Here is a 22335-nt window from a genome sequence, read left to right as displayed (position 1 = left end):
TCGGTGTCGAACCGAGGACTGCCTGAGCATCCCCTGGGCATCAGGCCGCATGCAGGGCCCTGCATGGTGCAGCCGATAGTGTGAGAGCAGCGATCGGCACCCGCCCTTGGCTTCACCGAGTCGCATGCCGTGCGGTTCCCACAGAAACAAGGTGCCGCGCATGACGTCCACCCACACTCGCGAGACGAGCCGACTGGACGGCCTCGGCCCGTTGCAGCCCACGAGATCGCGCCGTGAAGACTTCCCGCCGGTGGCGAAGGCTTACAGCCGCCTCTCCGAAGTGGTGCGCGAGTCGGGGCTGCTGCGTCGAGCTCCGTGGTTCTACGCGATGGTCGGCGGCGCGATCGCGCTCGCCTTCGGGGGCGCCGTCACGGGCTTCATCCTGCTGGGGGACAGCTGGTTCCAACTGCTCATCGCCGCAGCACTCGGCATCATCTTCACGCAGATCGCGTTCCTCGCCCACGAGGCCGCGCACCGGCAGATCCTCTCCCTCGGCCCGGCCAACGACCGTCTGGCGCGAGTGCTCGCGGGGGCTATTGGCATGAGCTATTCGTGGTGGGACTCGAAGCACACCCGCCACCACTCCAACCCGAACCGGGTCGGCAAGGATCCCGATATCGAGGTCGACACCATCTCGTTCATCGAGGAGGACGCGGTCGAGGCGCGCGGCCTGCGGAGAGCGATCACGAAGCGCCAGGGCTGGTTCTTCTTCCCGCTGCTCACGCTCGAGGGGCTCAACCTCCACTTCCACAGCTTCAAGTACCTGTTCGGGCGCGGGCCGGTGAAGGGGCGCTGGACGGAGATCGGGATCATCGCGGCGCGTTTCGCGGTCGTGCTGCTGCCCGTCTTCCTGCTGCTCCCGCTGGGGATGGCCTTCGCGTTCATGGGGGTGCAGCTCGCGGTGTTCGGCGTCTACATGGGAGCCTCGTTCGCCCCGAACCACAAGGGCATGCCTGTGATCGCCCATGATGCGAAACTCGACTTCTTCACCAAGCAGGTGCGCACCTCGCGCAACATTCGCGGCGGCTGGTGGGCGACGTGGCTCATGGGCGGTCTCAACTACCAGGTGGAGCATCACCTGTTCCCGAGCATGGCGCGCCCGAACCTGGCGAAGGCTCGCGAGATCGTGCGCGAGCACTGCCGCACCCTCGACGTCCCCTACACCGAGACCTCGCTGTGGCGCTCGTACGCGATCGTGATCGATTACCTCAACCGGGTGGGTCTTGCAGCCCGGGATCCGTTCGACTGCCCCATCACGGCGCAGTACCGTCGCGCCTAACCGGCGGAAGGCCCGATCCTCCCCGTTCATGAGAGCGCCCTCAGAAACGCCTCATACGCCCTTAAGAGCCCCGCACCATCCTGGCATCAGGCCGACCGAGCGTCGGGCGCCATGCAGGGAAAGGGTTCTGATGCGAATCTCCGTGATCGGGTGCGGCTACCTCGGGGCGGTGCATGCGGCGGCCATGACGTCCATCGGCCACGAGGCGATCGGTATCGATGTCGATGAGGGGCGGATCCGCCTGCTCTCGGGCGGGGAAGCCCCATTCTTCGAGCCGGGCCTCGAAGAACTGCTGCAGGCGGGTCTCGCCTCCGGTCGTCTGCGGTTCTCGACCGATATGGACGCCGCCGCCGACGCGGCCGTGCACTTCATCGCGGTCGGCACACCGCAGCAGCGCGACGGCCAGGGGGCGGACCTGGAGCACCTGGATCGCGCGGTCGACCAGCTCTGCGGGATCGCGAAGCCGGGAGACCTCGTCGTCGGGAAGTCCACGGTGCCGGTCGGCACCGCGGCGGGTCTCGCCGATCGGCTGGCGCCTCTCGGCGTCACGCTGGTGTGGAATCCGGAGTTCCTGCGCGAGGGTTGGGCGGTGAAGGACACGGTGTCGCCGGATCGTATCGTGGTCGGGGTGCCGGTCGCGAGCGGTGAGGAGATCTCGCGAGGCGCGCCCACTGCCGAGGGGCTCCTCGCCGCAGACGTGCTGCGCGAGGTCTACGCCCCCGCCATCGAGGGAGGGTCGCCCTTCCTCGTCACCGACTACGCGACGGCCGAGCTCGTGAAGGTCGCGGCCAACGCCTTCCTCGCGACCAAGGTCTCGTTCATCAACGCGATGGCGGAGATCGCCGAGATCACGGGCGCCGATGTCACGCGCCTCGCCGATGCGCTCGGCCACGACGAGCGCATCGGCCGCCGTTTCCTCGGCGCAGGCATCGGCTTCGGCGGCGGTTGCCTGCCCAAGGACATCCGCGCCTTCGTCGCCCGCGCTGAAGAGCTGGGCCGAGGCAGTGCACTCTCGTTCCTGCGCGAGGTGGATGCGATCAACCTGCGCCGTCGCGAGCGAGCCGTGTCGCTCGCCGTCCGCGCCTGCGGCGGTTCCGTCTACGAGCGCCGCGTCGCGGTGCTCGGGGCGGCTTTCAAACCGCACTCCGATGATGTGCGCGATTCACCAGCCCTCGACGTCGCCTCTCGGCTGCGTGGACTGGGTGCCCGGGTCACAGTGACCGATCCGGCTGCGATCGACAACGCCCGCCGCACCCATCCGCAGCTCGAGTACGAGACGGACCTCGACTCGACGCTGAACGATGCGGACGTCGTCGTCGTGGTCACGGAGTGGGAAGAGTACCGCCGTGGACTCTCTCCGGAGCATGCGGGGTCCCTCGTCTCAGCCCGAGCGGTCGTCGACGGACGCAACTGCCTCGACGCGGCAGCCTGGCGGGCCGCAGGCTGGAAGTATTACGGCATGGGGCGCCCCTGAAGCCTGCGTGTCAGGGAGCCGCAGGATCTCGGCGGGGGATCCTGCGCTCCGCGCGCAGGGCGACGAGATCCTCTATCGACGCGACTTCTCAATCATCGTCGAAGTCGTCGTCCGTGTCGTCATCGTCCCAGTCGTCCTCATCGTCATCGGAGACGTCGACGGGCGGGGGAGCCACCGGCTCCTGGGGCTGCGGGTCGGTTTGCGGCGGCGCGGGCGTCTCAGCGGGGGGCTCTTCCGAGACGGGACCGGAGCCGGGATCGGCGGGAGGCTCCGTCGTGGGCTCCGGCGAGGGGGTCGCCGGAGCTGACGGCGCGATGAACGGCTCCTTCTCGAGAACCGTGCGCTGGGGGCCCGGGTTCATCGCAGCGGCGACGCTGACGGCGCCGACGAGGATCGCTCCGACGCTGAGCGCTGTCGCCCCGGCGAGCAGCATCCCGTTCCGCTTCATGCCCATGGTGCTCGGCTCCTTCGCTGCGGTTGCATCCGCTACCAGACTCTCATGTTCGCTCGCTCATTTCAGCCTCGATGTGTTCCCAAACCAGTTGCGCGGCTGATCGCCGGGGCGGTCGCAGCGCGTTGACGCAGACGACGCGCAGCAGCGATGCGGTGCGCCACGCCGTGAGGCGCATCGCGTCGATCCCGAGTGCTGCGGCGACATCTGCCAGCGCGATGAGCGCCGTCTCGGCCCTCTCCCGCGGCCAGTGCCCCTGGTGAACGGCGAACTCGACGTGCGCGGCGAGGTTGCCGAGGTCGAGAGCGGGATCGGCTCGCGCGCAGGTGTCGAGGTCGATCAGGCCGACGCCCTCGTCGGGGTGCCACAGCAGCTGTCCGTCGTGCAGGTCCCTGTGCGACAGCGCAGACGGCGCACTCGCGGCTTCGAGTCCGGCGGCGACACGCTCGGCCGTGCGCAGGACGGGGCCGCCGAGTACCTCCGCGCCCTGCAGCGCCCACTCGCGCAGCACGGCGGTCTCTTCGGCTACGTCGTGGACCGGCAGATCCGACGGCGGTTCGCAGGCCGCCGCAGCCAGCCAGCCCTCGGCCCAGGAGCGCCACGCGGCGCCCCACTCCGAGTCGCTCAGCTCGGCATCCGCCCCCATCTCCGAGAAGGATCTGCCTCGCAGCGGGCTGAAGCAGACCACCGAGGCGCTGTCGAGCTCCGTCGGCACCACCGTCGGCACGCGAAGGCCCGCCGAGAACGCCCGGCCCCGCTCGTGAGCCTCCGCGATCCGCGGGGCGCGCTTGCGCGGCACGACTTTGGCGTAACCGTCGCCCGAGTCGAGGCGAACCACCGCCCGTCTGCCCGGGCGATGAGAGATCAGCCGCCCGTGCGCGACCGCTTCTCCGAGCGCGGGGAGCCTCGGATCCTCACCGGGTGCGAGCAGTTCGACGGCGCCTGCGGCATCGATGTAGCCGCCGCGCACCATTCCGCGGTGGCTCGCCTCGAGGGGCCGCCCGGGATCGGAGCCTCGTGGGGGCCACACCCGCTCGATCGTCCACTCGCACCCGGCTACGACGACCGCGGCGGGCGCGGGAACCGGAACGAGAGCGGGATGCGGCGGGGGCGCCGACGTGGGAGCGGGATCCGATCGGGGCCCGGGATCAGGGATGACGGCAGAGGGAGTCATAGCAGCGCCTTCTCGGCCCGGGCGACCGCCCGCTCGATCCCCGAGGGCCAGTCGACCTGGCCGCTGCGGAAGGGCTCTGTCGCCCGCAGCAGGACTGCGAGCGATTGCCAGACGGGGAGGGAGCGCCGATCGATCCTGCCGCCCGCCTCGCGATAGCCGTCGAGCAGGGCCGGGTCGCCGCCGCAGGCCAGGTACGTGCCGAGGTCGTGTTCGGGCGGTGCGACTACCGCCCGGTCGAGATCGATGATGCGCACTTCCTGCCCGTCGGTGAGTACCTGATCCGCCGACCAGTCGCCGTGGGAGAACACGCCCGGGCCGCCCCCGCGCAGTTCCGAGAGTGTCGCCGCCAGACGTTCCAACCGGCCGGAGAGCTGCGGGAGCAGCGCCGTGACCGCCGTGATCGCGGTGCGGGCGAGCCTCGCAGGGTCGAGCGCCGACAGCGGCAACCCCTCGGGGGCGAGGGCGTGCACACCGGCGAGCGCCTCGCCCGCCTGCCGAGCGAGGTCCGCGGCGTTGCTGTGCGAGAGGTCGCCGACGCCCCACCACGGGCAGCTCGTAACGCCCTCCGCGAGGCGTTCGGGTACGAGCACGGGGAGACCGCGCTCCGCGAGGACCCTCGCGATCACGGGCGAGATGGATCCCGCATCGGCTGTGATCTTGAGCGCCCGCTGCCCGTCGCGCAGCACGAGGCGGCGCAGGGGGTTGTAGCGGATCACCGTCGCTCCGCCGAACGCGGGCGCGGCGGCCTCGAACACGCGCGCGAGCGGCCTGACGAGCAGGCGGTCGGCGTGCGCCGGACCTGCCAGAGCGTGGGGGGAGAGTCCGATCGCCTCGGCTCCGGCGAGCCTGGCCCGGGCCGTGCTCTTCTCGAGCTTGACCGGATCGGAGTACGAGACGACCCAGAACCTTCCGCCCTCGCGAGCGCGTACCGCCGCCACGACCGATGCTCCGGGCTTGTAGCGCAGCCGCTCGACGACCGTCTCGAAGCCGAGCGCCTCGTCGCGGAGCCTTCCGTCGATCACGAGAGGAAGGTCGGGTAGCGCGGGGTCCCGCGCCGCCAGAGCGCGCAGGGATTCCGCCGCCGACGGAATAGCGAACGGCCCCCTCATGCCGGCCTCCGGTCGGAGGGCGCTGCCGAACCGGTCACGCGCATCCACCGCGAGAGACGCGACTGTCCATCGGCGAGCAGCGAGAGCGGCCCGCCGTCTTCGACGACGCGACCGTCCTCGATCCAGAGAATACGATCCGCGCCGCGGACCGCCGCGGGATCGTGGGTCACGGAGATCGTGGTCCTCCCGGATGTGAGCTCGGCGATCGATGCCGACACCTGCTCTTTGGACGCCGGGTCGAGCCCCGTCGTGGCCTCGTCGAGGATGACGATGGGCGCATCGCGCAGGAGCGCTCGGGCGATCGCGATCCGCTGACGCTGACCCCCCGAGAGCGTGCCGCCGCGGTCGCCGAGCTCGGTATCGTATCCGTCGGGCAGCGCCCTGATGAAGTCGTCGGCGAGCGCTCGGCGCGCGGCCGCGACGACCTCTTCATCGGTTGCTTCGAGCCTGCCGAGACGGATGTTCTCCCGCACCGTCGTGGCGAACAGCACCGACTCCTGCAGCACCACCGAAGCGCTGCCGCGGATGCTGGCGAGCGTGGCCTCGCGCAGGTCCACGCCGTCGATGGCGACAGCACCCCGCAACGGGTCGGACGCGCGGGTGATGAGCCCGACCAGAGTCGACTTGCCCGCTCCGGACGGACCCAGCAGGCAGACCGAGCTCCCTGCCGAGATCTCGAGCGAGAGTCCGCGGAAGAGCGGTCGTCCGCGCCCGTCGTCGACGTCCACGTCCGTGAATGAGATGGAACCGCGCACCTCGCGCAGCGGGCGCGCGCCCGGCCTGTCGGCGATGTCGACGGGTTCGTCGAGCAGATCCGCCACGCGCTCGCCCGAGGCGACGGCGCGGGCGATGCGTCCGGTGTGCTTGGCGAGATCCTTCAGCGGCCGGAGCGCGAGCTTGAGGTACGTGGTGAAGATCACCAGATCGCCGGGGGTGAGCGCGCCCTCGATCACCCTGAGCCCGCCGATGATGAGCACGAGCGCGAGGCCGGCGCCGACGATCACATCGGTGCCGCGCTCCAGTGCGGCGGCGAGGCGCTTCGACGCGACTCCCTGCCCGAGGGCTCGGCGGTTGCCCTGCTCGAACGCCCGGCCGCGGTGCGGTTCGAGGCCGTACGCCTGCACCACGCGGATCGCCCCGAACGTCTCTGCGGCGGTGTTCGCCAGGTCGCCCTCGCTGCGTCGAGTGCGCTTCGCCGCGGCGGCGATCCGCGGTGCGCCTCGCCGCGAGAGCAGCAGATAGGCGAGCACGGCGACGGCGACGACGCCGGCGAGCAACGGGTCCATGAACGCCATCACGACGGCCAGCACGATGAGGGTGATCGCGTTGCCGATCAGCGGCAGCCCGGCCGTGACGGTGGCGTCTTGCAGTCGCCCGACATCGCCGACGAGACGCTGCACGTTGTCGCCGTGCGGAGCGCGCGAGTGATACCTCAGCCCGAGCGACTGCAGATGCTGGAACACCCGGGAGCGGAGCTGCGTGGCGATCCGCGAGCCCGCGAGGGCGAAGGTGACCGTGGAGCAGTACTGGGCGACGGCGCGGAGCCCGACGATGCCGAGCAGCAGCAGCCCGCACGAGAGCAGAAGCTGCAGCCCGGCTCCCGCCGTGCCGGCGTTCGCGCCGCTGGTGGCTCCGAGGCTGACGCTCACGGCGTCGATGACGAACTTGATCGGCCACGGTTCGAGCACGCGCAGCGCGACCTCGCCCAGCAGCGCGAGCACCCCGCCGGTGAGCAGGAGGCGGTTGCCGCGCAGGTGCGGGCGCGCGAGCGACAGCGTGCGCCGCAGGGCGCCCGGCTGCGTGGGGGATGTCCGTCTCATCGGCTGTTCTCCGTTCGCGCGGATCGCGAAGGGGCGGATCGGCTGCGAGCATGCCCCTCGGCCGTGAGCGGGCCGAGAATGCCGGCGAGCACCCGATCCCAGTCGTGGCGCTCCACGGCCTGCTCGCGAGCAGCGGTTCCCAGGGCGCGAGCCAGGTCACGGTCGTCGCGCAGCAGGCGCACTGCCCGGCGAAGCTCCCGGGGGTCACCGGGCGGCACGAGCAGGCCGTTGCGCCCGTGGGTGAGGATCGCGGGCAGCTGACCGCAATCGGACGCCACGATCGCGAGCCCTGCGGCGAGGTACTCGTAGACCTTGAGGGGTGAGAAGTAGTCGTCGGCCTCGGCCGGATACGGTGCGACGCCCACGTGCATTCCCGCGAGTACCTCGGCCACGCGAGCGTGCGGCACGGCACCGAGCCAGCGCACCGACGCACCCGTCTCGACCGCGCGCTGCTCCAAGGCCTCGCGCTCCGGTCCGTCTCCGAGCACCGTGAACTCGACGCCGTCGAGACCCGCGAGCGCGTCGATCGCGGTGCCCACGCCGTGCCAGGGTTTGAGAGAGCCGAGAAACACGACCCGCAGCGGACCGTCGGGGAATCGCGCGGATGAGAAGCTCCGGGTGTCGACCCCGTTCGGGGCGATGAGCGGGGCACGGGCTCCCCGCGAGGACGCCCAGCGGGCCACGGCTCCCGAGACGCACGCGACCACGGACGCGCGCGAGAACAGGCGCTGCGTGGACGCCTCCGCCCCCGCACCGTCCACGAGAGAGCGGTGGGTGCGCTGCTCCTCGATCAGCGGTGCGTTCACCTCAACTACGGACGGGACGCCGATCCGATCGCCGACCTGCGCGGCGGCGTCGGAGAACAGGGAGTACCGTTCGTAGATGAGATCGCACCCGTCGTCGGCAGCCCGCGTGGCGAGCGCATCAGCGGCCTTCGCGACGGCTCCCTCGCGCTCCGCGACGTCACCCCCGGGGACGCCGTGCTCGATGATCCGAGCGCCGCCCAGGGCCTCCGGGTCGCCGTCGCCGCGGCGAGTGCAGTAAACGGTCACCGTGTCTCCGCGCCTCAGGAAGGCGCGCACGATCTGCTGCACGTGCACGGAGGCCCCCTTCGACCCGAGAACGGGGATGCCGGGGTCGGCGCACAGGTAGGCGACGCGCATCACGACACCGCCTCTCGGGTGACGGCGCCCGCGGTCAGATCGGCGTGACGTGCGGCCGTGAGCCGCACGTCGTGGCGCAGCTCGACCAGTTCCCGCGCGCCGCGGGCGAGCGCCGTGACATCGATTCTCCCGGTGGCGATGCGCTCGAGCGCCGCGACGAGCCCGTCTCGGTCGCCGGGTTCGCACAGCAGCCCGGTCTCGCCGTCGACGACCACCTCGGGGATGCCGGTCACCCGGGTGGAGACGCAGGGCACGCCCGAGGCCATCGCCTCGAGCAGCACGGTCGGCAGGCCGTCGGCGTTGCCGTCGGACCCGACGACGCACGGGGCGACAAAGACATCGGCCTCGCGCAGCAGCGCCGCGACCCCGTCTTGCGGGAGCGGGCCGGCCATGCGAATGATCGCTTCGAGGCCGAGGTAGCGAATGCGCTCGGAGAGCGGATCGGCCAGTTCTCCGCCGCCCGCGAGTGTGACGAGCATCGGCACGCCTCGGGCGTGCAGCTCGGCCACGGCCTCGATGAGCACATCGAAGCCCTTCTTCTCGACGAGGCGCCCGACCGCTGCGATGCGCAGCGGGCCCTCGTGGGGCGCGGGCGCGCGATACGGGAAGCGGTCGAGCTCGACCGCGTTCGGCACGAGGTGGATGCGCTCCGCGTACTCGGGCGCGAGCCTGCCCAGGAAGCGAGCGTTGAAGCGGCTCACGGTCGCCACGTAGCGGGCGCCGGCGATCTTGCAGCGCAGCATTTCGAGGTCGACGTCGTCGTGGAAGATGTCTTTCGCGTGGGCGGTGAAGGAGTAGGGGATGCCGGTGAGGAGGCTCGCGAGACGCGCTACGGTCGTCGCGCCGCTCGCGAAGTGCGCGTGCAGGTGCTCGAGACCCGCGCGGCGGGCGTGCGCGGCGAGGGCGACGGCCTGCACGGCCTCGTCGGCATCGGCCTCGAGCAGTTCGGGCAGCGTCCTGCCGATGGCCGCCGCGAGATGGGAGTCGGCGGCGGCCGTGCGGATCGTCTCCCAGAACGCCGACGGCCGTGTCGGTCGCGGCAGGTACGTGACGGGGGCGGCGACCCTCGCGAGCTCGGGGTGGAACCGGGGGTCATCGGACGGGCGCAGCGCGAACACCTCGAAGGTCTCTCCGGCGGTTTCGCGCGCGATGAGCTCGGAGACGATGAAGGTCTCCGAGAAGCGGGGGTAGACCTTCACCACGTATCCGATGCGTGCGCGGTTCGGCGCGAATTCAGACGGCAACTCGTTCGCCTCCTCTGCGCACACGCTCCCGGTTCCCCTCGAGCAGGGCGGTCGCGAGGTACGGGATGCGCGACAGGCCGTCGAGGGAGACGTTCTCCCGGGCCGCGGAACGGCCGACGTTGGCGGCGAGCCAGTCACCGATGCTGCCGGGGTCGATCCGGCTCGCATCGATCGTCTGGATCGCACCCGCGGCGGCGAGTGCGGCCGCTCGTATCCGCTGCTCGGCCCGTCGCCGGGTGCGCGGAGCGACGAGCGCCGGGGTGCTGGTGCTCATCACCTCGCAGATCGTGTTGTACCCGCCCATGCAGATCACCGCGGAGGCGCTCCGCATGAGCGGCAGAGCGTCGGGCACCCTGCGCACGACCGAGGCCTCGGGCCGAGCAGCGGCCGCGACGCGGGTACGGTCGGCCGTCGACATCTGGGGGCCCGTGACGACGAGGTGCCGGTGCCCGGAAGGCACGGGAGCTGCGGCTGCGGCGAGCGCCAGTTCGACGCCGTCGGATCCGCCACCGACGGTCGTGAGCACGAACGGCTCGTCGATCCGGTGGCGATGACCGGCGACTCTGCCGGTGGCGAGGTACCCGGTGTGGGTCACGAGGTCGCGCAGTCCGGCGGGCAGCTCGCCGTCGGCCGTGAGGTCGTGGATCCGCGGATCCCCGTACACCCACACGGCATCGAGCAGCGGTCGCAGGGCAGCGCTGCCGCCGAGTGCGCTCCATTCTGCGGCAGCGGCGGCCGGCGAGTCGAGCACCTCCCGCAGCCCCAGAACGATGCGGCAGTCCGGCTGCTCAGTCCGCAGCATGCGGAGTGCGGGCTCGAGCTCTCGCGCCACGCCGAGTGGATGACGATCGATGACGAGCAGATCGGGGTGGAAGGCGTGCACCGCGGCCCGGAACACGGATCCGCGCAGCGCCGCCGCGGTCTCGATGTCCACGTCGAGCGCGCGAGACGCGTAGCCGCCCGGTGCGTGCCGTACGCCCGGCAACACGAGCCAGTCCCAGCCGTCGGGGAGCGGGAAGCGCGTCGCCTCGGGGCGCCCCGCGACGAGCATCCCGGTCACCGGCTCGCCGCCGACTCCCGCGGTCAGCGCGCCCGCGAGCGCGAGGTTGCGGCGGATATGGCCGAGTCCCGCTGAATCGTGCGAGTACAGGACGATTCGGATCGACATGTCGGGCCCCTCCCGCACCGCGACTGAGGAGCACGATGCTCAGTCTCTACGATCCGGGGCGGGAGGGAGGCCGGCATGAGCGGCGGATGAGAGCTTTCTCATCGTCGCGCAGGATGACGGGCGGGTCGGCGCTCGCGCAGGATGACGAGCACCTCATAGTTGCGGCCGCTCATCCGACCAGACGGTACCCGACGCCGCGCACGGTCTCGATGCGCTGCTCGCCGAGCTTCGTACGCAGGTATCGCACGTAGACGTCGACGACGTTCGAACCGGGATCGAAGTCGTAGCCCCACACGCGGCTGAGGAGCTGCTCCCGGCTGAGCACCTGGTCCGGGTGCCGCATGAACTCCTCTGCGAGTGCGAACTCGCGGGCCGACAGCTCGACCTCCCGGCCCTCCACCGTCGCGCGCCGCGTGCGGAGATCGAGATCGATTCCGTTGACGGACGGCGTCGTGATCTCCGCCGGGCGCGAGGTGTCGCGGAGGCGCACACGCACGCGCGCGAGCAGCTCATCGACGCGAAAGGGCTTGACGATGTAGTCGTCGGCCCCGTCGTCGAGTCCCCGCACGGTGTCTTCCAGCGCGCCCCGGGCCGTGAGCATGACGACCGGAAGGTTGTTACCGGTCGCGCGCAGGTGGTTCAGCACCTCGAACCCGTCGATGCCCGGCAAGCCGACATCGAGGATCACGAGTGCGAACTCGGAAGATTCGACGAGGGCGAGCCCCTCTTCGCCGCTGGCCGCGATCTCGGCCGCGTGGCCGGCTGCGCGCAGCGCCTTCCCGATGAAGCTCGCGATGCGCTGCTCGTCCTCGATGATGAGGATCCTGCTCATCCGCCGCTCCTCTCGTCTTCCTGTCCCTCCGGTTCCTCCTGCGACGCGCCCGCGTTCCGAGGAAGCATGAGTGCGAAGACCGACCCCCGCCCCACTTCGGTGTCGAGCCCGATCCTACCTCCGTGGGCTTTCACGATCGCCCCGGCGATCGACAGGCCGAGACCCGATCCGGCGGTGCCGCGGCTGGACTCCGCCCGGCCGAACCGCTCGAAGATCCTGGCGCGCGCCGACTCGGGGATCCCGGGTCCGCTGTCTGCGACCCAGCAGCGAAGCTCGTCGCCCGCGAGAGCACTGCCGACCTCGATCGGCGCGCCCGAGGGCGAATACTTCGCGGAGTTGTCGGCGAGTTGCAGCCACGCCTGGGTGATCTGCGAGGGATCGATGAAGACCAGCCCCTCGGCGACGGAGTCGAGTCGCCACTCGTGGTCGCCGATGACCCGGGCCTTCTCGAAGACGGCACGGGTGAGGTCGCCGATATCGACCCACCGGGGCCTGTGCGCGGTGGTGCGCTCGGCGTCGGCGAGGTGCGCGATCTGCGCGATGAGGGCGGACATGCGGTTCAGCTCGTCGGTGACGATCGCGAGGCTCTGCCTGACGTCGTCGGGGTCGAGCGGATCGATGAGCTCCACGTGGCCGCGGATGATCGTCACCGGGGTGGCGAGCTCATGCCGTACATCGTTGACGATGCGACGCTGGCCGACGAACGCCTCCTCCAGTCGGCCGATCATCGCGTTGATGGTCTCAGTGAGCTCGGAGAGGTCGTCGTTGCCCCGCACCGGGATGCGCTCGTCGAGGGCGCCCGCCGAGATCCGGGCGGCGGTGCGCTGCAGACTGCGCAGCGGGTGCAGGAGACGCCCCGCCACGAACCACCCGACGACGCCGACGAGCAGCACGACGGCGGCCGCGACCCAGGCGTAGACGAGCATGGTCGATCTCAGATCGTCCAGGCGGGCGTCGACATCGATGGCGGCGACGAAGACCCCCTCGGAAGCGGATCCCTCCACACGCAGAGGGATTGCGAGGTAGCGCAGTTCCGCGCTGTCGAGCGAGACGGTGTCGAGCACGGTCGTCCCCGTCGTCGTCGCCGTGGAGATCTCATCGATGAAGGCGCGCGAGTCGAGACGAAGAGGGGTCGTGAAGCCGGGGGTGAAGCGAGCTTCGCCGTCGACGATGCCGAGCGTGCCGCCGCCGAGCGGGGGTGTGACCACGCGGACGGCCTCGTAGACGAGGTCGTCCGTCGTGGCGAAGGAGGTGTCGACCTGCGCCGCCTCGGGCGCTGCCGAGCCATCCTGAGGATCGTTCGGACTCCGACCCTCGACCAGCGCCCGCACCGTGGCGAACTCCTGCCGGAGCTCATCGTCGATCGAGGATGCGATGCGATTCTGCTGCAGTGCGAAGGCGATGCCGCCTGCGGCGAGGAGTCCCAGGGCGGTCACGGCGAGGATCGCCGCGAGGATGCGCACGCGTACCGGGTAGGCGCGTCTCGCCCGTGCACGCCCTTCTCCCCGCCCCGAAGTCATGCGCCCAGCCTAAGAGGTCGCGCCTCTCAAACCTGATCGCCTCGGAAGGCACCGCCTTTAACCCGCGCTCTGCATGGAGTCAACGGGTAGTTCTCCCCCGGGCGCGCGCGTAGCGTGGGCCGCCAGGACAGAGGAGGTTGAGATTGACATGACGGAGTCAGACAAGAACGAGATTCACCAGGAAACCCCGACGGAGGCCAGCAACGGGAAGGGCACCGCGACATCTCCGCCGAAGGGGGGTACGCAGGATCGTCCGATCCTCGATGGGGCCACCGTCGATTACGGGCGCGAGGGCAAGATCGATAACCCCCGTCACGGAATGGAGGATCCCGGACTGGTCCGACACCCGGAAACGGGCGAGAAGACTCCTACACCCGACGAGGAAGACTGAGGGAATCGGCGGGCTGTAGTTCTAGAGTTGAGGGGCGGGTCGCGGATCGCGATCCGCCCCTCCAGTTCATTCGACCAGCAAGGAACCCCGTGGCCGGTAGCTTCTTCGCCCTCCTCGACGACATCGCCGTGCTCGCGCGGGCCGCGGCTGCATCCGTCGACGACGTCGTCGCCGGAGCCGCCAAGGCCTCGGCGAAATCCGCGGGTGTGGTCATCGACGACGCCGCGGTCTCTCCGCAGTACGTGCAGGGGATCAGCCCGAAGCGCGAGCTGCCCGTGGTGTGGAAGATCACGCGCGGGTCGCTGATCAACAAGGCCGGCATCATCGTCGGCATCATGCTGCTCAGCGTGTGGGCGCCGTGGGTGTTCCCGTGGTTGCTGCTGGTGGGCGGCACCTATCTCGCGTACGAGGGCGCGGAGAAGGTGTGGCACTGGATCGGTACCCTGCGCGGGCACGGGCACGAACCCACTGTCGAGGAGGTCGTCGAGCGCACCGAGACCGACGAGAAGCAGATCGTGTCGAGCGCGGTGCGCACCGATCTCGTGCTCTCGATCGAGATCATGCTGATCTCGCTCGCCAACATCGATGAGGATTCCTGGCTGATGCGGCTCGCGATCCTCGTGGTCGTCGGCGTGCTCATGACGGTGGCCGTCTACGGCACGGTCGCGCTGCTCGTGAAGATGGACGACGCGGGGTTCTGGATGCGCCGGCGGCGTCCGCGCTGGGTGAAGGTGCTCGGCACGTGGCTCGTGAAGGCGATGCCGGTGGTCTTCCGGCTGCTGAGCATCGTCGGCGTCGTGGCCATGCTGTGGGTGGGCGGTCACATCCTGCTCGCCAACCTCGCCGAGGTGAGGGTGCCGTGGCCCTACGGAGTGCTGCACTCGATCACGCACGCGGTGCACGGCCCCGGCATCGTCACCTGGCTGATCGACAGCGGTCTCTCGGCGGTGTTCGGCCTGATCTGGGGTGCGGCGGTCGTCGCCGTGCTCGCGCTGATCGCACGGCTGCGGTTTAAGAGGCCCGTCGCGCGGTAGGCCTTTCTGCCGCGGACGACCGGCTCGATAGCATGACCGGGTGAGTGAGAACGCGACGAACCGGACCCCGCATCCCGAGCCGGCCTTCGACCGTGAGGCCCGGCACGCTCTGCTGGCCGAGCACTATCTTCCCGACGAACTGCTGACTCGCTTCCGCGAGCGCGCTGCGGTGCTCGACCGTGAGAATGGCTTCTGCGCCGACGACCTCGCCGAGCTGCGCGAGCGAGGCTACCTCGAGCTGTTCGTACCCGAGGAGTACGGCGGCCCGGGCCTCAGTCTGCACGAGGTATCGCGGTTGCAGCAGAGGCTCGCCGCCGCGGCACCGGGCACCGCGCTCGCGATCAACATGCACCTCATGTGCACGGGCGTGGCGCACGCCATGTTCGCTCGCGGCGACCGCTCGCTCGCTCGAGTGTTCGAGGAGGCGAAGGCGGGCGAGATCTTCGCGTTCGGCATCAGCGAGCCGGGGAATGACTGGGTGCTGCAGGGATCGGGCACGAGGGCCGAACCGGACGGCGGAGGCGGTTACCTCTTCACCGGGATCAAGATCTTCACCTCGCTCTCCCCGGCCTGGACCCGGCTCATCGTGCACGGACTCGACGAGAGCGATGCCGAGCAGCCCGCGCTCGTCTACGGCTTCCTCGATCGTGAGGGCGGCGGCGTCGCGGTGTCGGATCGCTGGAACGTGCTCGGCATGCGGGCCTCGCACAGCCGGGCGACCGTGCTCGAGAGCGCGCCGATGCCCGCCGATCGCGTGGTGCGGCGCATTCCGGCGGGGGATCACCCCGACCTCCTGACCTTCGCGATCGCCGGCAACTTCCAGCTGCTGGTCGCCTCCGTCTACGCCGGGGTGGCGAGGCGCGCGCTCGAGGTGGCCGCGCAGGGGCTCGAGCAGCGCCGATCCGCCCGTCGTGACACGAGCCTCGCCGAGATACCCGAGCACCGAGCCCGCCTCGCCGACGCCTACCGCGATTTCATGGCGGTGCCGGCGCAGCTCGACGCGACGACCCGCGACCTCGATGAGCTCGTCGACCACGGTGCGAGCTGGCCGCTCCGCTTCGTCAGCAGCCGGCTCAACGCGGGTGATGCGGCTCGGCGCTGCGCCGAGACCGCGCTCGTCTGCTGCGGCGGCGCGGGGTTCGACGCCGACCACGAGGCCGCCCGGCTCTACCGCGACGCGGCGGCGAGCCTGTTCCATCCGCCGGGCGCCGATGCCGCGAGGCCGATGTTCGCGGCCGCTCTGCTCGACACCTGATGCGTATGTGGGGCGGATCGCGGGGCAGAGAGCCCCGCCCCGTGCGATCGGAGAGCGGGAGTGTTACCGTGGGCGAGGATCAATCTGTCCGGAAACGGAAGTTGGGGGATATGGCGAGGAAGAACGCGGGGGCGTCGCGACGCGTTTTCGGCATCCTCGGCAGCTGCGTGATCGCTGCCGGACTGCTCGTCGGGGGGCAGGCCATAGCGACCCCGGCTTACGCGCTCGACCTTCCCACCTGGGAAGAGGTGCAGCAGGCGAAGAACAACGAGGCGGCAGCGGCCGCCAAGGTCGCCGAGATCGAGGGGCTCATCGCCGAGGGCGAGAAGGAGCTCGATCGCCTGCGCAACCTGCACGCGACAGCGTTCGAGGAGCTGCGAGTGGCCGAGGAGGAACTCGCCCGCGCCACTGAGAAGCTGCAGAACCTCGAGCGACAGGCCGAGGAGAGCCGCAAAGCGGCGGAGGAAGCGGCGGATCGCGCCGGCGTGATCGTCGCTCAGATGTACCGCTCCGGTGGGGTGGATCGCAGCATGGAGCTCTTCCTCGACTCCGACGGCAGCACGGCCGATGCGCTGCTCGAGCGCATGGCCTCGATGTCGAAGGCCACCGAGCGCAACACCCAGCTCTCCGAGGAGGCCGAACAGGCCGCCAATACCGCCGACGCGCTGAGCAAGCAAGCTGAGACCGCGCGTGCCGAGCGCGAGGTGCTGCGTCAGCAGCACGCCGAGAAGGAGAAGGCGGCGGCCGCCGCGGCGAGCTCGCAGGAGGAACTGGTGCGGGCTCAGGAGGCGCAGCAGCGCGACCTCGAGGTGAAGCTCGAAGCGTTGAAAGACGAGACCACCAAGACCGTCGAGGGCTATCAAGAGCGCCTCCGCATCGAGGAGGAGCAGCGCCGGAAGGCCGAGGAGGAGCGCCGCCGCGCCGAGGAGGAGGCGCGCAAGCGCGCCGAGGAAGAGGCGCGACGCAGGGCCAATGAGGGCGGCGGTGGCGGCGGAAGCACCGGTGGCGGTGGAGGCGGGGGCGGCGTCGTCGCGCCCCCGCCCCCCACGACCAGCAACGGCTGGGTGCTGCCGACCTCGGGCTACTACGTCTCCGAGGGGTTCCGCCCGCCCGGGCGCCCGGATCACACGGGCATCGACCTCGCGACCGGCTGTTGGACGCCGATCGTCGCGGCGGCACCGGGCACGGTGCAGATGTCGTACTGGGACGGCGGTGGCGGCGGCAACATGGTCAACATCAACCACCCGAACGGCTGGCAGACGCGGTACGCCCACATGATTCAGTGGGCGAGCGTGGGTGCCGGTCAGTGGGTCGAGGCCGGTCAGACCATCGGCTACGTCGGCAGCACCGGCGCGAGCACCGGCTGCCACCTCCACTTCGAGATGCGACCCAACCAGGACAGCGGCTGGTACGACTTCGTCAACCCCGCGTACTACATCAACTTCTAGGACGCGGGTACGAGAGAGGGGCTCGGGATCACGCGATCCCGAGCCCCTCTCTCGTGTTGCCGGCGGTGGAAACCGCCGCGAAGATCAGTGCCCCGCAGCCTGCAGGCGCTGCTGAGCTTCCACGATCAGCTGCTCGGCATCGGCGGCCGAGCCCCAGGCGTCGACCTTCACCCACTTGCCGGGCTCGAGATCCTTGTAGTGCTCGAAGAAGTGCTCGATCTCCTTGCGGGTGTACTCGGGGATGTCGGCGACGTCCTGGATGTGCTGCCAGCGCGGATCCTTGTGCTGCACCGCGATGACCTTGTCGTCGCCGCCGGCCTCGTCGCTCATCTTGAGCACGCCGACCGGGCGGACCTTCACGCCGACCCCGGGGAACACCGGGTAGTCGAGCAGCACGAGCACGTCGAGCGGATCGCCGTCCTCGCCCAGGGTCTCCTCGAAGAAGCCGTAGTCGGTGGGGTAGACGAAGCCCGTGTAGAGCACGCGGTCGAGGTAGACGCGACCGGTCTCGTGGTCGACCTCGTACTTGTTGCGGCTCCCCTTCGGGATCTCGATCACGGCGTCGAATGCTGCGGCCATGCGCTCCTCCGTTGCTTTCTGTCGCATGAGGCGGGGCATCCCGGCCTCGGTGTGTATTGCCGGTCTAAGGGTACCCGACGGGGTGCGGCCGTCCCGCGTCGTGGGGCGCCCTCAACGTCTCGACCCCGTGCTCGAGATGACGCAGGAGGTCTTTCGCGGGTGCCGGGTTGGCGGGGCGCGACCCCACGCCGCAGCGCGGTAGCGTTGGGGCATGGTGCAGCGCGCGATCCTCGAGACCAGGGCGGCGGTGCGGCGAGCGCTCGAGCATTGGCTCGCGGGTCCGGGGTCTGCGAGGCTCGAGGCGCCCGCGTCTCCGCTCGTGCTCGTGGCGCTCTCGGGCGGGGCCGACTCTCTGGCTCTCGCGGCCGCGACCGCCTACGAGGCGCCGCGCTCGGGTCTGCGCGCGGGGGCCGTGGTGGTGGATCACGGCCTGCAGTCCGGTTCCGAGACGGTCGCGGCGCGCGCGGCCGAGCGGGCCGCGGCCCTGGGACTCGACCCCGTGATCGTCGAGCGGGTGACCGTGAGCGGCGAGGGCGGCGACGGACCCGAGGCGGCCGCGCGATCCGCTCGGTACGCGGTTTTCGCCCGGTCGGCTGAGCGGACGGGGGCCGCCGCGATCCTGACCGCGCACACGCGCGATGATCAGGCGGAGCAGGTGCTGCTCGCCCTGGTCAGGGGGTCCGGATCGCGCAGCCTCTCGGGGATCCCGGCCAGGCGCGCGCTCGACGCCGGCGGCTCGGAGAGAGCCGTGATCCTGCGTCCCTTCCTGGGGGAGCAGCCGGCCGTGACCCGCGCTATCACCGAGGCGGCGTGCGCCGAGCTCGGGATCGAGCCGTGGCGAGACCCGCACAACGACGACGACGCGTACACCCGGGTGCGGGTGCGGCGGAGCGTGCTTCCCGCGCTCGAACGCGAGCTGGGGCCCGGGATCGCGGGAGCCCTCGCCCGCACGGCCGACCTCGCGCGCGAGGACGCCGACGCGCTCGACGCCCTCGCCGAGGAGACCCTCGAGGAGATCGTGGAGCACGCCGAGGCCGGCATCGCGGTGTCGGTCGCAGCGCTCGCCGCGAACCCGCCGGCGCTCAGGCACCGGATCATCAGACTCGTCGCGCGCGCCGAGTTCGGCGCCCAGCTCAGCCGGGAGCACACCCGCGCGGTCGCGCGATTGGTGACCGACTGGCGCGGGCAGGGCCCCGTCGACGTGCCGGGCGCCTCGGTGCGGCGCGAGGCCGGGCGCCTCGTGTTCCGGGCGCGGTGAAGCCGAACCCGCGGCCTCTTGTCCTCTTTCCGCTGTGCACCTCCCTGGCGCGGAGTCCCGTTTTGCTGTGTCGGCCCGTGCCGAAGCGGCAAAACGGGACTCCGCGACGCGAGGGGTGCCGACACTACGCGGCGGCAGTGGGAGAATGGAGCGCATGGACGCGAAACACCTGGGTGACGACCTCTCTGTCGTACTGCACACCGAAGCCGAACTGCACGACCGCCTCGCCGAGATGGCGCGCGAGATCGAGGCCGATTACGCGGACACTCCGCCGCTGCTGGTGGGCGTGCTGAAGGGCGCGGTCATGGTGATGGCGGATCTGGCGCGCGAACTGCGGTTCCACGCGCAGATGGACTGGATGGCCGTCTCGTCGTACGGTGCGAGCACGAAGTCGAGCGGCGTCGTGAAGATCCTGAAGGATCTCGACAGCGACATCACCGGGCGCGACGTGCTGATCGTCGAGGACATCATCGACTCCGGGCTCACGCTCGCGTGGCTCAAGGAGAATCTCGAGAGCCGCGGCGCGAAGTCGGTGCGGATCTGCACGATGCTGCGCAAGCCCGAGGCCCTCAAGGTGCAGGTCGACGTCGCCTACGTGGGCTTCGATATCCCGGTCGAGTTCGTGGTCGGCTACGGACTCGACTACGCCGAGGACTACCGCAACCTGCGCGATGTGGCGGTTCTCGCTCCGCACGTGTACGGCGGGGAGGCCGAGGCGCTCGACAGCGAGGTGAATCGCCGCTGAGCCGGGTTCGCGCGGGTCGCTGTGCTGCGAGGCCCGTGCGGCGCTCTGCGCCGTGAGCGTACAAACGCGCCCGACGCAGGTCGATGTCAGAGGTATTGGTTACGCTTGCAGCAGCGACCCGCACCGCCCGTCTCGAAAGGCCTTGACTTGGCAGAGAAACCAACGAAGAGCACGTCGAAGAGCCGCAAGCTCTTCCGCGGCCCGCTGCTCTATCTGATCGTCGCGCCGCTCATCGTGCTGCTCGGCTGGTCGCTGCTGTCGGGCGGCGACACCCGCGAGGTCACGACCGAGCGCGGGCTCGAGATGATATCGGACGGCCAGGTGAAGCAGGCCGAGATCATCGACGGCGACCAGCGCGTCAACCTCTCGCTCGAGAAGGTCGATAAGAAGGCCGGCACCGACGAGGTGTTCTTCTACTACGTGTCGCAGCGCGGCGAGGCCGTGGTCGACGCGGTGAACAAGGCCGATCTGAAGGACGGCTTCACCGACAAGGTGCCGCAGCCCAACCCCCTCTGGTCGCTGCTCGGATTCCTCCTGCCGCTGCTGCTCATCGGCCTGCTGATCTGGTGGATGCTGTCGTCCATGCAGGGCGGCGGCCGCGGCGTGATGCAGTTCGGCAAGAACAAGGCGAAGCTCGTCTCGAAGGACATGCCGCAGGTCACCTTCGCCGATGTTGCGGGCGCCGACGAGGCGGTCGAGGAGCTGCACGAGATCAAGGACTTCCTGCAAGACGCGTCGCGATTCCAAGCGGTGGGGGCGCGCATCCCGAAGGGCGTGCTGCTGTACGGCCCTCCCGGCACCGGTAAGACGCTGCTCGCCCGTGCGGTGGCCGGCGAGGCCGGGGTGCCGTTCTACTCCATCTCGGGATCCGACTTCGTCGAGATGTTCGTGGGCGTGGGCGCGAGCCGCGTGCGCGACCTGTTCAAGGAGGCCAAGGCCAACGCGCCCGCCATCATCTTCGTCGACGAGATCGACGCCGTGGGGCAGCGGCGCGGTCAGGGTATGGGCGGGGGCCATGACGAGCGCGAGCAGACGCTGAACCAGCTGCTCGTCGAGATGGACGGCTTCGATCCGAAGACCAACGTCATCATGATCGCGGCGACGAACCGCCCGGACATGCTCGATCCCGCGCTCCTGCGCCCCGGGCGCTTCGACCGGCAGATCGGCGTCGATGCTCCCGATATGCCGGGCAGGCTCAAGATCCTGCAGGTGCACGCGAAGGGCAAGCCGCTCTCGCAGAATGTCGACCTCGAGATCGTGGCTCGCAAGACCCCCGGTTTCTCGGGCGCCGATCTCGCGAACGTGCTCAACGAGGCCGCGCTGCTCACGGCCCGCTCGAACGCGCAGCTCATCGACAACCGGGCGCTCGACGAGGCGATCGATCGTGTCATCGCCGGCCCGCAGCGGCGCACGCGGGTGATGAAGGACCGAGAGAAGCTCATCACGGCCTATCACGAGGGCGGCCACGCTCTCGTGGCAGCCGGTCTCAACCACACCGATCCGGTGACCAAGATCACTATCCTGCCGCGCGGCCGCGCCCTCGGCTACACGATGGTGATCCCGCTCGAGGACAAGTACTCGGTGACGCGCAACGAGCTGCAGGATCAGCTCGCCTACGCGCTCGGCGGGCGCGTGGCCGAGGAGCTCGTGTTCCACGATCCCACGACCGGCGCGGGCAACGACATCGAGAAGGCGACCGGCACCGCGCGCAAGATGGTCACCGACTACGGCATGTCGGCCTCGGTCGGCCCGGTGAAGCTGGGGCAGGCGCAGCCCGGAGCCTTCCTCGGAGAGTTCGGCCAGAGCCGCGATTACTCCGAGGGGGTCGCGGTGTCGATCGACACCGAGGTGCGCGCCCTGCTCGAGCAGGCGCACAACGAGGCGTACGAGATCCTCGTGAAGAATCGGGATATCCTCGACGCGCTCGCCCGCGAACTGCTCGAGAAGGAGACGCTCGATCACCTGCAGATCGCCGAGATCTTCCGCGATGTCCAGAAGCTGCCCGAGCGGCCGACCTGGCTGTCGAACGACCAGCGCCCCGTCTCGGATCGGCCGCCCATCGAGGTTCCCGCAGAGGTGCGCACCGACGACCGGCACCCGGGCGATGTCGTCGAGGGCGATCCCGCTTCGGGTACTGCGGTTTCGCCAGAGGGTGGTTCCGGTGCTTCGCCCGACGCCGGCGCGCAGAGCTCGGCCGACGACTCGTCGGACCGGGCCGGCGGCCATGAGGCGGGCGAGCCGCAGGCTTCGGGCCAGGACGTCCCGCCGCGCGACGCCCCGCCTCGATCCGTTCCTGAGCAGGGTCCCCTCGCTCCGGGGGAGACGAGCCGTCCGCCCCGCAATCTCGGAGTCCGCGGCCCGTCCGACGACGACCGCGACGACCGGTAAAGC

At 70.3% G+C, this 22335-nt stretch carries 19 protein-coding genes; 9 read left to right on the top strand and 10 right to left on the bottom strand.

All coding sequences use genetic code 11. The features are described 5' to 3' along the window. The first annotated feature begins 160 nt into the window (after window positions 1-160). Together AC0KXF_RS09775 and AC0KXF_RS09770 are read left to right on the top strand one after the other, a co-directional pair. Window positions 161-1279 carry a fatty acid desaturase family protein gene (locus AC0KXF_RS09775; protein ID WP_473108998.1) on the top strand — a complete coding sequence of 373 codons (1119 nt, stop codon included), beginning with the start codon at window positions 161-163 and terminating at the stop codon, window positions 1277-1279. 130 nt (window positions 1280-1409) lie between these two features. Then, window positions 1410-2753: a UDP-glucose dehydrogenase family protein gene (locus tag AC0KXF_RS09770; protein WP_473108997.1), complete on the top strand. Its 1344-nt coding sequence runs from the start codon at window positions 1410-1412 to the stop codon at window positions 2751-2753. An 88-nt stretch (window positions 2754-2841) separates the two neighbouring features. Here AC0KXF_RS09770 and AC0KXF_RS09765 read toward each other — a convergent pair whose 3' ends face one another. From AC0KXF_RS09765 to AC0KXF_RS09725, 9 genes are all read right to left on the bottom strand, one after another. Further along, entirely contained in the window at window positions 2842-3207 is a 366-nt protein-coding gene (locus AC0KXF_RS09765) for a hypothetical protein (protein ID WP_473108996.1), read from the bottom strand. A 43-nt stretch (window positions 3208-3250) separates the two neighbouring features. Then, window positions 3251-4378: a phosphotransferase gene (locus tag AC0KXF_RS09760; protein WP_473108995.1), complete on the bottom strand. Its 1128-nt coding sequence runs from the start codon at window positions 4376-4378 to the stop codon at window positions 3251-3253. Continuing rightward, window positions 4375-5400 carry a phosphotransferase family protein gene (locus tag AC0KXF_RS09755; RefSeq protein WP_473108994.1) on the bottom strand — a complete coding sequence of 342 codons (1026 nt, stop codon included), beginning with the start codon at window positions 5398-5400 and terminating at the stop codon, window positions 4375-4377. Before AC0KXF_RS09755 ends, AC0KXF_RS09760 begins: the two co-directional genes overlap by 4 nt. An 83-nt stretch (window positions 5401-5483) precedes the next feature. Then, window positions 5484-7307, bottom strand: a complete 1824-nt coding sequence (locus AC0KXF_RS09750) for an ABC transporter ATP-binding protein (protein ID WP_473108993.1) — start codon at window positions 7305-7307, stop codon at window positions 5484-5486. Continuing rightward, on the bottom strand, window positions 7304-8470 hold the full coding sequence (locus AC0KXF_RS09745; protein ID WP_473109052.1) for a glycosyltransferase family 4 protein: 1167 nt from the start codon (window positions 8468-8470) through the stop codon (window positions 7304-7306). The genes AC0KXF_RS09750 and AC0KXF_RS09745 overlap by 4 nt, the downstream gene beginning before the upstream one ends. Next, window positions 8470-9714, bottom strand: coding sequence for a glycosyltransferase (locus tag AC0KXF_RS09740; RefSeq protein WP_473108992.1), 1245 nt, complete (start codon window positions 9712-9714; stop codon window positions 8470-8472). The genes AC0KXF_RS09745 and AC0KXF_RS09740 overlap by 1 nt, the downstream gene beginning before the upstream one ends. Further along, window positions 9704-10882, bottom strand: a complete 1179-nt coding sequence (locus tag AC0KXF_RS09735; RefSeq protein WP_473108991.1) for a glycosyltransferase family protein — start codon at window positions 10880-10882, stop codon at window positions 9704-9706. Before AC0KXF_RS09735 ends, AC0KXF_RS09740 begins: the two co-directional genes overlap by 11 nt. Window positions 10883-11051: 169 nt before the next feature. Then, window positions 11052-11714, bottom strand: a complete 663-nt coding sequence (locus tag AC0KXF_RS09730) for a response regulator transcription factor (protein ID WP_473108990.1) — start codon at window positions 11712-11714, stop codon at window positions 11052-11054. After that, entirely contained in the window at window positions 11711-13234 is a 1524-nt protein-coding gene (locus AC0KXF_RS09725; RefSeq protein ID WP_473108989.1) for a sensor histidine kinase, read from the bottom strand. Before AC0KXF_RS09725 ends, AC0KXF_RS09730 begins: the two co-directional genes overlap by 4 nt. 148 nt (window positions 13235-13382) lie before the next feature. On the opposite strand from AC0KXF_RS09725, the gene AC0KXF_RS09720 reads away from it, so the two are divergent. From AC0KXF_RS09720 to AC0KXF_RS09705, 4 genes are all read left to right on the top strand, one after another. Next, entirely contained in the window at window positions 13383-13625 is a 243-nt protein-coding gene (locus tag AC0KXF_RS09720; protein WP_473108988.1) for a hypothetical protein, read from the top strand. Between the two features lie 89 nt (window positions 13626-13714). Further along, window positions 13715-14659: a DUF808 domain-containing protein gene (locus tag AC0KXF_RS09715; protein ID WP_473108987.1), complete on the top strand. Its 945-nt coding sequence runs from the start codon at window positions 13715-13717 to the stop codon at window positions 14657-14659. Between the two features lie 40 nt (window positions 14660-14699). Then, entirely contained in the window at window positions 14700-15914 is a 1215-nt protein-coding gene (locus AC0KXF_RS09710) for an acyl-CoA dehydrogenase family protein (RefSeq protein ID WP_473108986.1), read from the top strand. 110 nt (window positions 15915-16024) lie between these two features. Continuing rightward, entirely contained in the window at window positions 16025-17362 is a 1338-nt protein-coding gene (locus AC0KXF_RS09705) for a peptidoglycan DD-metalloendopeptidase family protein (protein WP_473108985.1), read from the top strand. 84 nt (window positions 17363-17446) lie between these two features. On the opposite strand, the gene ppa is transcribed toward AC0KXF_RS09705, so the two are convergent. Continuing rightward, on the bottom strand, window positions 17447-17941 hold the full coding sequence (gene ppa, locus AC0KXF_RS09700) for an inorganic diphosphatase (RefSeq protein WP_473108984.1): 495 nt from the start codon (window positions 17939-17941) through the stop codon (window positions 17447-17449). A gap of 211 nt (window positions 17942-18152) precedes the next feature. Here ppa and tilS point away from each other — a divergent pair, with 211 nt between their 5' ends. The 3 genes from tilS (at window position 18153) to ftsH (ending at window position 22332) form a co-directional block, all read left to right on the top strand. Then, window positions 18153-19199: a tRNA lysidine(34) synthetase TilS gene (gene tilS, locus AC0KXF_RS09695; protein ID WP_473108983.1), complete on the top strand. Its 1047-nt coding sequence runs from the start codon at window positions 18153-18155 to the stop codon at window positions 19197-19199. Window positions 19200-19353: 154 nt separating this feature from the next. Continuing rightward, window positions 19354-19944 (top strand): hypoxanthine phosphoribosyltransferase, encoded by a 591-nt coding sequence (hpt, locus tag AC0KXF_RS09690; RefSeq protein WP_473108982.1) that lies wholly within the window; start codon window positions 19354-19356, stop codon window positions 19942-19944. A 147-nt stretch (window positions 19945-20091) separates the two neighbouring features. Further along, on the top strand, window positions 20092-22332 hold the full coding sequence (gene ftsH / locus AC0KXF_RS09685) for an ATP-dependent zinc metalloprotease FtsH (RefSeq protein ID WP_473108981.1): 2241 nt from the start codon (window positions 20092-20094) through the stop codon (window positions 22330-22332). The last annotated feature ends 3 nt before the right edge of the window (window positions 22333-22335 follow it).

The organism is Leucobacter holotrichiae, assembly GCF_055791005.1.
This window is presented reverse-complemented; position numbering and strand designations above follow the sequence as displayed.